This is a genomic window from Streptomyces sp. NPDC058534, from assembly GCF_042717365.1.
Taxonomy (GTDB): Bacteria; Actinomycetota; Actinomycetes; order Streptomycetales; family Streptomycetaceae; genus Streptomyces.
In genome coordinates, this window is the sequence record NZ_JBHXNW010000006.1 from 126,583 (window position 1) to 139,243 (window position 12,661).

General features: G+C 72.9%; 9 protein-coding genes and 1 tRNA gene. 7 read left to right on the top strand and 3 right to left on the bottom strand.

The features are described 5' to 3' along the window. The first annotated feature begins 77 nt into the window (after positions 1-77). From repSA to ACFWR9_RS05405, 4 genes are all read left to right on the top strand, one after another. Positions 78-1,475, top strand: a complete 1,398-nt coding sequence (gene repSA / locus ACFWR9_RS05390; RefSeq protein ID WP_383835820.1) for a replication initiator protein RepSA — start codon at positions 78-80, stop codon at positions 1,473-1,475. A 2-nt stretch (positions 1,476-1,477) separates the two neighbouring features. Then, positions 1,478-1,687 (top strand): helix-turn-helix domain-containing protein, encoded by a 210-nt coding sequence (locus ACFWR9_RS05395; RefSeq protein ID WP_011029367.1) that lies wholly within the window; start codon positions 1,478-1,480, stop codon positions 1,685-1,687. Continuing rightward, entirely contained in the window at positions 1,687-2,865 is a 1,179-nt protein-coding gene (locus tag ACFWR9_RS05400; RefSeq protein WP_383835824.1) for a tyrosine-type recombinase/integrase, read from the top strand. Before ACFWR9_RS05395 ends, ACFWR9_RS05400 begins: the two co-directional genes overlap by 1 nt. 3 nt (positions 2,866-2,868) lie before the next feature. Beyond that, a tRNA-Ser gene (locus ACFWR9_RS05405) sits at positions 2,869-2,962 on the top strand. 55 nt (positions 2,963-3,017) lie between these two features. Here the strand turns inward: ACFWR9_RS05405 and ACFWR9_RS05410 are convergent. Further along, positions 3,018-3,482, bottom strand: a complete 465-nt coding sequence (locus ACFWR9_RS05410; protein ID WP_383835827.1) for a hypothetical protein — start codon at positions 3,480-3,482, stop codon at positions 3,018-3,020. 30 nt (positions 3,483-3,512) lie between these two features. Beyond that, positions 3,513-4,388, bottom strand: coding sequence for a bifunctional DNA primase/polymerase (locus ACFWR9_RS05415; RefSeq protein ID WP_383835830.1), 876 nt, complete (start codon positions 4,386-4,388; stop codon positions 3,513-3,515). A 366-nt stretch (positions 4,389-4,754) separates the two neighbouring features. On the opposite strand from ACFWR9_RS05415, the gene ACFWR9_RS05420 reads away from it, so the two are divergent. From ACFWR9_RS05420 to ACFWR9_RS05430, 3 genes are all read left to right on the top strand, one after another. Beyond that, positions 4,755-5,081, top strand: coding sequence for a hypothetical protein (locus tag ACFWR9_RS05420; RefSeq protein WP_383835833.1), 327 nt, complete (start codon positions 4,755-4,757; stop codon positions 5,079-5,081). Between the two features lie 328 nt (positions 5,082-5,409). Beyond that, positions 5,410-5,982, top strand: coding sequence for a SigE family RNA polymerase sigma factor (locus ACFWR9_RS05425; protein WP_383835836.1), 573 nt, complete (start codon positions 5,410-5,412; stop codon positions 5,980-5,982). 135 nt (positions 5,983-6,117) lie between these two features. After that, positions 6,118-7,794, top strand: a complete 1,677-nt coding sequence (locus ACFWR9_RS05430) for a long-chain fatty acid--CoA ligase (RefSeq protein ID WP_383835840.1) — start codon at positions 6,118-6,120, stop codon at positions 7,792-7,794. Between the two features lie 220 nt (positions 7,795-8,014). On the opposite strand, the gene ACFWR9_RS05435 is transcribed toward ACFWR9_RS05430, so the two are convergent. Continuing rightward, positions 8,015-12,424, bottom strand: coding sequence for a PAS domain-containing protein (locus ACFWR9_RS05435; RefSeq protein WP_383835843.1), 4,410 nt, complete (start codon positions 12,422-12,424; stop codon positions 8,015-8,017). Between the last annotated feature and the right edge of the window lie 237 nt (positions 12,425-12,661).

Consider the following 12,661-nt stretch of genomic DNA (forward strand, 5'->3'; position numbering starts at 1 on the left):
CGGCCTCGATACCGCCAAGCATCCGCCGCCCGGGCGCCGTCCCCAACCGATCTCACAGCCGGAAGGAAGCACCCAGCATGGCGCACCGCGCCCCGACCGCGCATGCCCCGCTGCTCGACCCGACGACCCTCGGCGACCTCCTCCGCGTCGCCTCGGCCCCCGACTACCCCCGCTGGGAAGACCAGATCCGTCGCACCGGCGGCTGCTCCGACCCGGTCCACCTCACCGGCTGGACCCTCCACAAGGACAAGACCACCGGCGAGACCCTGCACCACTACACGACCGCTGTTGAGCCCGGCGGGCGCCTCCGCCTCGCCTGCGGCAACCGCCGCGCCTCTCGCTGCCCGTCCTGTGCTTGGACCTACGCGGGCGACACCTACCACCTCATCCGCGCGGGTCTGGCCGGAGACGACCGCCGAGACGTCCCCGCCACGGTCCGGGATCACCCGCGCGTGTTCGCCACGCTCACCGCTCCCTCCTTCGGTCCGGTCCACAACCGGCCCGACCACGGCACCTGCCGCTGCGGTACCCAGCACGCCCCGGACGCCCCGGAACTGGGGACTGCCCTCGACCCGGCGACGTACGACTACGCGGGCGCCGTCCTGTTCAACAACCACGCCGGGCAGCTCTGGCAGCGCTTCACCACTCGCCTGCGTCGCGAACTCGCCGCCCGCGCCGGCCTCACCCGCCGAGAACTCGCCGACCGCGTTCGTGTCTCATACGGCAAGGTCGCCGAGTTTCAGAAGCGCGGTGCACTGCACTTCCATGCGGTGATCCGGCTCGACGGACCGGACGGACCAGGAACACCGCCGCCTGCCTGGGCAACGGTCGGCCTCCTCGCCGACGCCATCCATGCCGCTGCGGCGCACTCCTACACATCCGTCTCCGTCCCGGCCGCCGGGGACCAACCGGCCCGGTCCTTCCGCTGGGGCACACAGCTCGACGTGCGCCCGGTGAAGACCTTCGGCGACAGCTCCGACATCACCGAACAGGCCGTCGCCTCCTACGTCGCCAAGTACTCCACCAAAGCCGCCGAGAACACCGGCACCCTTGACCGCCGCATCGGCGAGCTCGCCGAACTCGACCGCCACCAGGTCCCGGACCACACCCGCCGACTCATCACCGCATGCCGCGACCTAGACCACCTCTACCCGGACCGGCGGCTCTGGGCCTGGGCCCACATGCTCGGCTTCCGCGGCCACTTCTCCTCCAAGTCCCGCCGCTACTCCACCACCCTCGGCGCCCTGCGCCAGACACGCGCCGACTACCGCGCAGCACAGGAACACGCCGCCCTCGCCCTGGCCGACCGCGAGCCGGACACCGTCCTCGTCCTCACCGACTGGCAGTACGCCGGACACGGCCACAGCCCTGGTGAATCCGTCCTCGCCGACACCATCGCGCGCGGGCTCCAGACCAATCGTGAAACTGCCCGCGACGTGTTGGCCGGACTGGCCGCAGACGAGGGGGAGTGGTGACCATGGACCGGCTTCTCACCGTGGACCAGGTCGCCGAACGCCTCGGCACGGGGGTCCGCTTCCCCCGGCGCCTCATCGAGGAGCGCCGCATCACCTTCGTGAAGGTCGGCCGGCACGTCCGGATCCCTGAGACCGCCGTAGAGGCGTACGTGAGCGCCAACACCGTGGAACCGATCCTCCTGCGGCCCACGGGACTCAGGAGGGCTGCCTGATGGCTGGCAAGCGCAAGTCTCGCCGGGGATTCGGCCGTGTCCGCAAGCTGCCGTCCGGCCGGTTCCAAGTCCGCTACCCGGGGCCTGACGGTGTGCTGCGCCCTGCGGATCGGACGTTCGCCACGACCACGGACGCCGACCGCTGGCTCACGCGGAAGCGCATTGAGATCGAAGAGGGGCGCTGGCTCGACCCGGCGGAGGGACAGACGACGGTCCGTGACTGGGCGGCTCGCTGGCTTGCTGCCGTATCGCCGCAGCTCAAGCACAAGACTCAGGCGTCGTACCGGTCTCTGATCAACTCGCTGATCAATCCGGCCCTTGGTGATCGTGAACTCTCCAGCCTTCGACCCATCACGATCACCGAGTGGGTCGGCGCGATGCGGACCAAGGGACTCAGCGCCTCGCGCATCAGGCAGGCGTACCGGGTGCTGTCGCAGATCATGCGCTCTGCCGTCGACAACGACATGATCCCGCAGACACCGTGCAGGGGCGTGAGGCTCCCTCGGATGCCGCAGACCGAACCGCACATCCTCACGCCACTGGAAGCATCGCGGATCGTCAAGGGCGCGACCAAGCCGCATGACCTGCTGATCGCCCTCCTCGCGTACGCGGGTCTGCGGGTGGGTGAGGCGTTCGCTCTCCGACGCGTCGACATCGACGTCTCCGGCGGCTTCGTCCTGGTCGACGAGAACCTGGCGGAAGCCAACGGCGCGTTGGTCTTCGACACCCCGAAGTCTCATCAGAAGCGGCTGCTCCGCGTCGGCCCGTCCCTCGCCAAGCGGCTCGGCCGGCATCTGGAGACGCTGCCCGGTGGGGAGGATGCGCTTCTCTTCACGACCCCCGGCGGCAAGCCCCTGCGCTACAACCAGTGGCGCAAGGCGTACTTCGACCCCGCCGTGTCGGCGGCCGGACTGACCGACGTGACTCCGCACGATCTGCGGGCCTCGCACGGCACGTGGGTCGCCGACCGGTACGGCGTCATGACCGCCGCGCACCGGCTCGGCCACTCGAACGCGAGCGTCACCACCCGCCACTACGCTCGTCCCGTCGCCGGTCGTGACGACCAGGTGGCCGACGCGGCCGACTCCTGGCTCAGCGGGCATGACCCCGCCCCTGGGGCACGTAGCGGGCACGGCGACGATGGCGACGGCTCCTCTGGGGCTCTCGTACCCGTCTGACCTGCGGTGGAGCGACGCACCCGCCAAACCCCCGAAAGGTCTTGAAAACCGTCGTGGCAGCGATGCCACCGTGGGTTCAAATCCCACACCCACCGCGGTGATACGGCCCCTGACCAGGCTTTACGGTCGGGGGCCGTTGTCATGGGCGGGCCTCACGGCTGCACCTCGTGGTCACGGGCCAGGGTGAGCCAGTCCAGGTCCCGCAATGCCGGGGCCGTGTCGTGCGGGGTCGGGATGTGAGGGGTGGGCTGGAACCAGAGGACTGTGAGGGTGGAGTGGTAGAGGAGGGGGTCCTTGGAGGGGTTGAGGGGTGGGGAGGAGAGGCGGGCCACGCAGGCGATGCGGGGGAGGATCTCGACGGGGCCGTAGGGGCCCGTGTAGTGGTCGGGGTATTCGCGGGGTGGGGGGATCAGGTGCACCGGTGTGGTGGGGGACATACGCTCGGCGGTGTGGAGGAGGGTCTTGATGCGCAGGTCGTTGACGGGGCGGCACGGGTAGGCGTCCAGCAGGGTGCCGTAGGTCGGGGTGAGGCGTAGTTCGGCCAGGGCGACGGTGCGGCCGGAGGTCAGGACGAGCCTGGCCAGTGACATGGTCGGCACGCTCGGGCGGTTGTGCATCGGGGTCTTTCGGTTCTTGTGCCGAGTGGGTCAGGGGCGGTGGCCGGTCATGCGGGCGGCCGAGGCGATGGTCGTGCGGGCCTCGCGTTGCGTCAGGCCGGTGGCCTGTGCGGCTTCCAGGAGGGGGCCGATGAGGGCCGGGCCGATGCCGTTCTCGTAGGCGCGGCAGGCCGCCCAGAAGAGGCGGGTGTTGCGCTGGCCCTCGTGCGCGGCGAGGACGAAGTGGATGAGTCCTCGGCCGTCGGGTGCGTCGGGTGTGCCGGGTGTGGGGTGGTGGGGGCGGGGTGGGGGGAGCAGGAGGCGTAGGAGGGCGGGTGGGCAGGGGGCGGGGGGTAGGTGGGACGTGCCGGGGGCGGTTGTGTAGACGCCCTGGCGGGTGCGGGAGCCGGGGCCGACCAGGTAGCCGCCGGCGCCTCGGATGTCGATGCCCGGCGCGAGGCGGCCGGCGGAGTTGGGGACCACGGAGTCGGGTGGGCCGGTGAGCCAGAGGTGGCGGCCGCCGCTGGGGGTCAGGACGACGACCGTGGGCGGGATCGTGAACAGGTGGCGCAGGGCCAGTTCGCGCAGGGCGGCCGAGGAGTCCGTCTCCGACTTCGTGTCCAGGTCCACGCCGACGAGGTGGTGCGGGGGCAGGCCGCAGGCGATGCCGTAGCCCGTGGCCCAGGGGGCGGCGGCGAAGAGGTCGCGGATGCGGGCCGGGTCGGTGGAGGCGTCGTAGACACCGTGGCCGAAGCGGCCGCACTCCCCGTGGCAGGAGAGCGGTTCCGGCGTCGGGCCGGCGCGGTGCGGGGAGCGCAGGGCCGGGAGCTTCGTCCGGGACAGGGGGATGACGGCCAGTCCGCGTTCCGCGGCTGACAGGGCGTGTGCGAGGGCCAGCGTCGTGGCCTGCCGGTCGGTGGTGGCCATGCATCTATGTTCGTACGTATGTTCGAGAAAGGGAAGAGCGGGGGAGTGTGACGCGCCGGGGAGGGGGTGGAGTTCGCGGATGTGGCGGAACGCTTCAGCTGTTGTGGGGCTTGGGGTGGGAGTGTCCGTGGTGCCCTGGGGTGGGCGGTGAAGACGGTCGAAGGGGTTTATCGACTTGTCCTCACGCTTGAGGGCGAATCAGGGCTTCCGGGGTGGTTCGCCGGGGATTCGGTGGGCAACTCTGATCACGCGACGTCGTGCACAGCGTCGAGGCGGTCGGCCAACTGCCTTGGCAATAGCCCAAGTTCAGAGAGCTTCACGCAGCTTCACGCAGCCTCACGCAGGTTCAGTTCTGGAGGAACAAACATGGCAAGCATCCGTACCGCCCGTGTCGTCGCCGCCGTCGCCGCCCTTCCGCTCGCAGCCGCGCTCCTCGGTGGTGTGGCGGCGGCGGACAACGGTGCCTTCGCGGACGACGGATCGAGCGCGACCGCCGCCAGCGCCAACGCCGGCATCCTCGGCAGCGGCGTCGGTGGGGACAACAACGGCAACTCGTCCACCACGCAGCAGCAGGCCGTCGGCTCGGGGGCCTCGAACCAGAGCAACACCGCGCAGGTCGACGGCTCCGCGTTCACGGCGATCAACCAGGGCAACGAGAACGTGGCCGTCAGCTTCTCCCCGCTGTGGTGGTGAGCTGAGGGGCCGGCGCGGGAGCGCTGCCGCGCCGGCCCCTCGATCGCTCGCGGGTGTGCTTCATGGGGTCGTAGTGCGTCTGGGCGGTGGTGCTTCGGTGCCGCCGCCCAGGTGTTTCCCGTCGTCACCGGCCCGGGGTGGGGCCGGGCGGCTGCAGGGGCCCGGGGCCGCCCGCAGGGAAGCCCCCAAGGGGGAACCCGCAGTGTGCCTCCTCCTCTCGTCCACCTACAGGAGGTGCACCTGGCACCACCCCTACAACCTGAGGCGGACTCTGCTTCGGGACCTGCGGCCGATCCGCCGGACGCCCCCTCGCTCATAGCGTTGAGCCATGACCACACCCGTCTGCACCAGCGCTTCCGAAGCCGCCACAGCCACGGCGCCAGCAAGGGCGCAGACCTTCCCGTACCCGTCGTTCTCGTCGTACGTGAAGGCACGCCAGCCGGTGCTGCTGCGTACCGCCCGGTCGCTCACCGCGAACCCGAGCGACGCGGAGGACCTGCTGCAGACCGCGCTCACCAAGACGTACGTGGCCTGGGAACGTATCGAGGACCATCGCGCCCTGGACGGCTACGTGCGCCGGGCCCTGCTGAACACCCGGACGTCGCAGTGGCGCAAGCGCAAGGTCGACGAGTTCGCCTGCGACGAGCTGCCCGAGCCGGAGCCCGTGCCGGCCGGTGACGATCCGGCGGAGCGGCAGGCGCTGCACGACGCGATGTGGCGGGCGATCATGAAGCTGCCCGCCCGGCAGCGTGCGATGGTCGTCCTCAGGTACTACGAGGACCTCAGCGAGGCCCGGACGGCCGAGGTGCTCGGAGTTTCCGTGGGCACCGTGAAGTCGGCGGTGTCCCGAGCGCTCGGTAAGCTCCGCGAGGACCCTGAGCTGGGGATTGTTCGGAAATGAGAGCCAACGGGGCCTTTGGGGGGTGACCCCTGCGGGCGTCCCGCGGGGAACCCGTACTGATCGATCACCCGGGAGTAGTGACATACCGCTCGGTATGTGCGCAGAATCAGCGCACCCCTTACCGCCGCGTAGGCAATGTCGCCCCGGGAGGACACCGTGCTGAGCACGATGCAGGACGTACCGCTGCTGATCTCGAGGATCCTGACCCACGGGTCGACGATCCACGGCAGCTCGCAGGTGACCACCTGGACCGGTGAGGACGAGCCGCACCGCCGCTCCTTCGCCGAGATCGGGGCCCGCGCCGCCCAGCTCGCGCACGCCCTGCGCGAGGACCTCGCGGTCGGCGACGACGAACGGGTCGCGACGCTCGCCTGGAACAACGCCGAGCATGTCGAGGCCTACTTCGCGATCCCCTCCATGGGCGCGGTCCTCCACACCCTCAATCTTCGCCTCCCGCCCGAGCAGCTGGCCTGGATCGTGAACCACGCCGCCGACCGCGTCGTGATCGCCAACGGTTCGCTGCTGCCGCTGCTCGCCCCGCTGCTGCCGCACCTCAAGACGGTCGAGCACGTCGTCGTCACCGGCCCCGGCGACCGCTCCCTGCTGGACGGGGCGTCGGTCCAGGTGCACGAGTACGAGGACCTGATCGCGGGGAAGCCGACCGCGTACGACTGGCCCGAGCTGGACGAGCGGGCCGCCGCCGCCATGTGCTACACCTCCGGCACCACCGGCGACCCCAAGGGCGTGGTCTACAGCCACCGCTCCATCTACCTGCACTCCATGCAGGTCAACATGGCCCAGTCGATGGGCCTGACCGACCAGGACACCTCGCTGGTCGTGGTCCCGCAGTTCCACGTCAACGCCTGGGGACTGCCGCACGCCACCTTCATGACCGGCGTGAACATGCTGATGCCGGACCGCTTCCTGCAGCCCGCCCCGCTCGCCGCGATGATCGAGGGCGAGCGGCCGACGCACGCCGCAGCCGTCCCGACCATCTGGCAGGGGCTGCTCGCGGAGCTGACCGCCAAGCCCCGCGACGTCTCCTCCCTCACGCAGGTCACCATCGGCGGCTCCGCCTGTCCCCCGTCCCTGATGGAGGCGTTCGACTCGCTCGGCATGCGGGTCTGCCACGCCTGGGGCATGACGGAGACCTCCCCGCTCGGCACCATCGCCCGGCCGCCGGCCCACGCGATCGGCACGCCGGAGGAGTTCGCGTACCGCCTCACCCAGGGCCGTTTCCCGGCCGGCGTCGAGGCGCGCCTCACCGGCCCCGGCGGCGAGCGACTGCCCTGGGACGGCGAGTCCGCCGGTGAACTGGAGGTGCGCGGCAACTGGATCGCCGGCGCCTACTACAACGGGCCGGGCACCGAGCCGCTGCGTCCCGACGACAAGTTCAGCGAGGACGGCTGGCTGAAGACGGGCGACGTCGGCACCATCTCCCCCGACGGGTTCCTGACCCTGACCGACCGGGCCAAGGACGTCATCAAGTCCGGCGGCGAGTGGATCTCCTCCGTCGAGCTGGAGAACGCGCTGATGTCCCACCCGGACGTGGCCGAGGCCGCCGTGGTCGCCGTTCCCGACGACAAGTGGGGCGAGCGTCCGCTGGCCACGGTCGTCCTCAGGGAGGGGGCGAGCGTCGGCTTCGAGGACCTGCGCGCCTTCCTGGCCGAGGACGGCAAGATCGCCAAGTGGCAGCTGCCGGAGCGGTGGACGGTCATCGAGACGGTGCCGAAGACGAGCGTCGGCAAGTTCGACAAGAAGGTGCTGCGCAGGCAGTACGCCGAGGGCGGGCTGGACGTCACGCGGCTCTGACCGACGGGCCGATGGGCGGCGGGGGGCCGATGGCCCGCGGCGGGCCGATGGGCGGCGCCCGACGGTCGGCGGGGCTATCGCCCCGGCCCCCGACCTCCTCTTCCTGGAGACGAAACGCATCCTGGTCGGCGGCGAGGACACCGACGCCGACCGCCTGCGCGCGTCGATCAAGGAGGCGGCGCGCCGGATCGTCAACGTGTGACGCCCGGGCGCCGCGGCGTCAGTTGGTCCCGATCCGCGAGAGCAGCTCGACGATCCGGCCCTGCACCTCGCCACTGGTGGAACGCTCCGCCAGGAACAGCACCGTCTCGCCCGACGCCAGCCGCGGCAGGTCGGCCTGGTCGACGGCGGCGGTGTAGACGACGAGCGGGGTGCGGTTGAGCTGCCCGTTCGCGCGCAGCCAGTCGACGATCCCGGCGGAGCCCTCCTGGCGCCGCTGCACCTGCATCAGGTCCATCACGACCAGGTTCGGCCGGAACTGCCCCGCCAGCGTCACCGCGTCGGCGTCGCTCGCCGCCCGCGCCACCTGCATCCCGCGCCGCTCCAGCGTCGAGGTCAGCGCCAGCGCGATCTCCGCGTGCTCCTCGATCAGCAGCACGCGCGGCGGGTGCTGCTCGGTGTCCCGGGGCGCGAGCGCCTTCAGCAGTACGGCCGGATCGGCGCCGTAGGCGGCGTCCCGCGACGCCTGTCCGAGGCCGGCCGTGACCAGCACCGGAACCTCGGCGGCCACCGCCGCCTGCCGCAGCGACTGGAGTGCCGTGCGGGTGATCGGCCCGGTCAGCGGGTCCACGAACAGCGCGGCGGGGAACGCCGCGATCTGCGCGTCGACCTCCTCGCGCGAGTGCACGATCACCGGCCGGTAGCCGCGGTCGCTGAGCGCCTGCTGCGTGGAGACGTCCGGGGCGGGCCACACCAGCAGCCGGCGGGGGTTGTCCAGCGGCTCCGGCGGCAGTTCGTCGTCCATCGGCTGCGGACGCGGCGGGTCCGCCACCTCCACGGCCCCGCCGGGCCCGTCCAGCGGCTCGGGCCCCTCTGCGGCGTCCTTGTCCGGCGCTCCTATGGCGTACGACCGTCCGGCACCCTCGGTGACCGGCGCGAGCCGCTGCTGTCCGCCGCCCAGCGAGGTCTGTTCCTGTCCTTGCGCCGGCTGCTGCGGCTGGGGCTGCTGCTTCGGCTCCGTGGTGGCGGTCGGCTGCTCGGTCGCCGGGTGCGGGCGGGCCGACTGGTCCGCGCGCGGGTCGGGCGGCGTACCCAGCTTGCGGCGCCGCCCCGAGGTGTTCGGCTGCTGCGGCGCGGGGGTGGCCGACGGCTGCTGCACCTGGACCGCCTGCCGGTTGAACGGCACGCCCTGGCCCAGCGTCCGGACGCTGATCGACCGTCCCTGGGTCGAGTTCGGGTCGACGGGCGCGGACGCCTCGGCCGGCAGGGGCTGCGCCGCGCGGGGGGCGGGCGCGTTCTCGGGCGGCAGCGGGGTGCCCTGGCTCGGCGTGGTGCCGGGGACGCCCTGCGGGAGCGCCAGGGCGGGACCGGCGTTGCCGTCGGTCGGTACGGGGGCATCGGCGCCCTCGCCCTGGGGCGCGGCGGTGGCCGGCCAGGGCTGCGGGGCTTCGGGGGCGGCCGGGGCAGCGGGTACGCCCTGTCCGGCGGTGTGCTGCGACGGCACCGGGGCGTCCTGCACGGGCGGCGGCGCTTGCGCCGGACCACCCTGCGCCGGCACCGGCGCCGCTTCGTCGGCGGGACGGGCGGCCCCGGCCCGGCGGCGCCGCCCCGTGGGCGCCTCGGCCGGGTGCGGCTGGGGCGGCGTGTGGTCCTCGGCCTGGTCGTGCGGTACGGCGTCGTGGCGGCCCTCGTCGAGCAGTGCGTCACCGGGGGCGGCCGGGCCGGGCACCCGTGTCTGTGCCTGTGCCTGCGCCTGTGTCTGTGTCTTGGCGTTTGCCTGGGCCTGCGCCTGGGGAGCCTGGGCGTGTTCCGTGACCTGGCCCTGCGCCTGGACCCGCCCCCGGCCCTGTGCCTGTGCCTGTGCATGGACCTGTGGCTGGGCCTGGCCACCGTGACCGGCCGCCCGAGGGCCCTGCGCCGGGCTTTGCGCCGGTCCCTGCCCCTTCGCCGCGTCGCCGTCGGCCGGCCGGTCCGCGTCGGCGGGCGGCAGGGCGAACACCTGACGCGGCGCCGCCTCCTGCGCGGCGGCCCGCTCGTTCGCGGAGGCCAGGGCACGCCGCCGGCGGCCGGTCGGCCGGTCGGCGTCCGCCGGGTCCGACTCGCCTGCCTGCGCGGGCAGCGCCGGCGGCAGCGCCTGCTGCTCACCGCCGTCCTGCCGGGTACGCCCTCCCGCGGGCGCGGGCACGCCCTGCGGCGGTACGGTCCCGCCCAGACCGGTGTTGGAGGCCGCGGCCCCGCCCCGGTGTTCGCCGGCCATGACGACGGCGCCCTCGGACACCCCGGCCTGCGCTCCCGGCGGCAACGCGGCGACGTCGGCACCCCTGGACTCGGCGGGCCGCCCGCGCCGACGCCCGGTACCGCCGGACCCCGACCCGGACCCCTCACCCGACCCCGCCTGCGCGGGCACCGGGAGCGGGGCCGAGGACTGGGCGCCCGCCACCTGGGCGACGTATCCCCGCCCGACCTGCTCCTGCCCGGCCTGCTCCTGCGCGACCTGTTCCTGCGCGACCTGTTCCGGCCCGACCTGCTCCTGTGTCTGGGCCGCGCGTCGCCTGCGTCGCCCGGTCGGTGCGGTGCCCTCACCGTCGGGACCGCCCGGCTCCTCGCCGCCCGCGACCTCGCTCTCCAGGAACGCGTCGACGGAGGACGCCGCCCGCCGAGCGCGCCGCCGCCCGCCCCCGGCAGCCGGCTCGCGAACGGCGAGCGCGTTGTCCGCACCCCCGCCGCCCAGCACCGGAATCTGTGCCGCCGCCGGATCCGCAACCGGAGCCTGGGCCTGGGCCTGGTCCTGGGCCGCCACGGCTCCCGCCCCGCCCCCGATCGGCACCTCCAGCACGTACGCGCTGCCGCTCATGCCCGGCACCTCGTGCGTCTGGAGCACGCCGCCGTGCGCCCGCACGATCCCGCGCACGATCGGCTCGTGCACCGGGTCTCCCCCGGCGTACGGCCCGCGCACCTCGATGCGGACGACGGCGCCGCGCTGTGCCGCCGCGACCACGACGGTGTTGTCCAGGTAGCCGCCCGTCGCCGACACGGGCGAGTTGCCGGTGGCGTCGACACCCGCGACGTCCGCGACGAGGTGGGCCAGCGCGGTGGCCAGCAGCCGGACGTCGACCTCGGCCTCGATGGGCGGCGCGTGCACGGCGAACTGCACCCGCCCGGGGCCGATCAGCTCCACGGCCCCGTCGACACCGGCGGCGACGACGGCGTCGAGCATGACCTTCGTACGGGCGACCTGCTCGCTGCCGACGTCGAGGCGCTGGTAGCCGAGGACGTTGTCGATGAGCGTGGTGATGCGGGAGTAGCCGGCCGACAGATGGTGCAGCACCTGGTTGGCCTCGGGCCACAGCTGCCCGGCGTCGTCCGAGGCCAGTGCGGCCAGTTCCTGGCGCAGTTCGTCCAGCGGCCCGCGCAGGGAGCCGCCCACGAGGGTGAGCAACTGCTCGTGCCGGGCGGCGATCGCCTCGTACCGGTCCTTCTCCCGCTCGCCGAGCGCGGCGTAGCGGTCGGCGTCCGCGGCGATCTCCTCCGCGTGCTTCTCGCGCAGCTCCTCCAGCTCGGCCTCGTGCTCCTGGCGCAGCGCGGTCAGCTCGGAGGCGTGCTCCTCGGCGAGCCGGTCGAGTTCCCCGGCGTGCCGCTGCTCCGCCTCCTCGTGCTCCTTGACCAGCGTGTCGTGGGGGCGGCGGTCGGTGAAGGTCATCACGGCGCCGACGAGCTGGTCGCCGTCCCGCACGGGCGCCGTCGTCAGGTCGACCGACACCTGGTCGCCGTTCTTGGAGAACAGCACCTGCCCGCGCACCCGGTGCTTGCGTCCGGAACGCAGGGTGTCGGCGAGCGGGGACTCGTCGTACGAGAAGGGCGAGCCGTCGGACCGCGAGTGCAGGACGAGGGTGTGCAGCTCACGGCCGCCGAGTTCGCCGGCCCGGTAACCCAGTATCTGGGCGGCGGCCGGGTTGACGAGGACGATCCGCCCGTCGGTGTCGGTGCCCACGACGCCCTCGGCCGCGGCCCGCAGGATCATCTCGGTCTGGCGCTGCGAACGGGCCAGCTCGGCCTCGGTGTCGACGGTGCCGGAGAGGTCGCGGACGACGAGCATCAGCAGCTCGTCGCCGGTGTAGCCGTAGGTGTCGTAGGCCTGCTGGCCGGTCTCCAGGTTGGCGCTGGTGACCTCGACGGGGAACTCGGAGCCGTCGGTGCGCCGGGCGACCATCCGGGTCGGCTTGGTCCGCGCCCGCGGGTCGACGTGGTCGGGCCGCCGCATGGAGCCGGGGATGAGCCGCGAGTCGAACTGCGGGAGCAGATCCAGCAGTCCGCGGCCCACCAGCGCGGTGCCCGGAGTCTCGAAGGCCTCCAGGGCGATGGTGTTCGCGTTGACGACGGTGCCGTTGGCGTTGACCAGTACCAACGCGTCGGGCAGCGCGTCCAGTATGGCTGCGAGGCGAGCAGTGCCTCGGGATGGCCTGCTGCTCACGAGACGCTTCCCTCCTGTTACCGCACTTGCCGACCGCCTGGGCCATCTTGCCAACCGGCCCCCAGGGTGTCACGCGAGGGAGTCTAAGGGTTGGGCCCCGGCGGGCGGCGTGGGATGCGACGGAGGTCGCACGAGGAAGTGACGTAGAACGTGTGTGGGGGCGCCGCCCGGGGGGGGGGGCCCCGCCCACCGTTGGCCCCCCGGGACCCCCGCCCCCCCCCCCACCCACGCCCCCCC

What these genes read in the sequence shown, in the direction of transcription:
- ACFWR9_RS05410 (WP_383835827.1), bottom strand. Translation starts at nt 3,482, where the DNA reads ATGCACAACCGCCCGAGCGTGCCGACCATGTCACTGGCCAGGCTCGTC.
- ACFWR9_RS05395 (WP_011029367.1), top strand. Translation starts at nt 1,478, where the DNA reads ATGGACCGGCTTCTCACCGTGGACCAGGTCGCCGAACGCCTCGGCACG.
- ACFWR9_RS05420 (WP_383835833.1), top strand. Translation starts at nt 4,755, where the DNA reads ATGGCAAGCATCCGTACCGCCCGTGTCGTCGCCGCCGTCGCCGCCCTT.
- ACFWR9_RS05425 (WP_383835836.1), top strand. Translation starts at nt 5,410, where the DNA reads ATGACCACACCCGTCTGCACCAGCGCTTCCGAAGCCGCCACAGCCACG.
- ACFWR9_RS05430 (WP_383835840.1), top strand. Translation starts at nt 6,118, where the DNA reads ATGTCGCCCCGGGAGGACACCGTGCTGAGCACGATGCAGGACGTACCG.
- ACFWR9_RS05415 (WP_383835830.1), bottom strand. Translation starts at nt 4,388, where the DNA reads ATGGCCACCACCGACCGGCAGGCCACGACGCTGGCCCTCGCACACGCC.
- ACFWR9_RS05400 (WP_383835824.1), top strand. Translation starts at nt 1,687, where the DNA reads ATGGCTGGCAAGCGCAAGTCTCGCCGGGGATTCGGCCGTGTCCGCAAG.
- repSA (WP_383835820.1), top strand. Translation starts at nt 78, where the DNA reads ATGGCGCACCGCGCCCCGACCGCGCATGCCCCGCTGCTCGACCCGACG.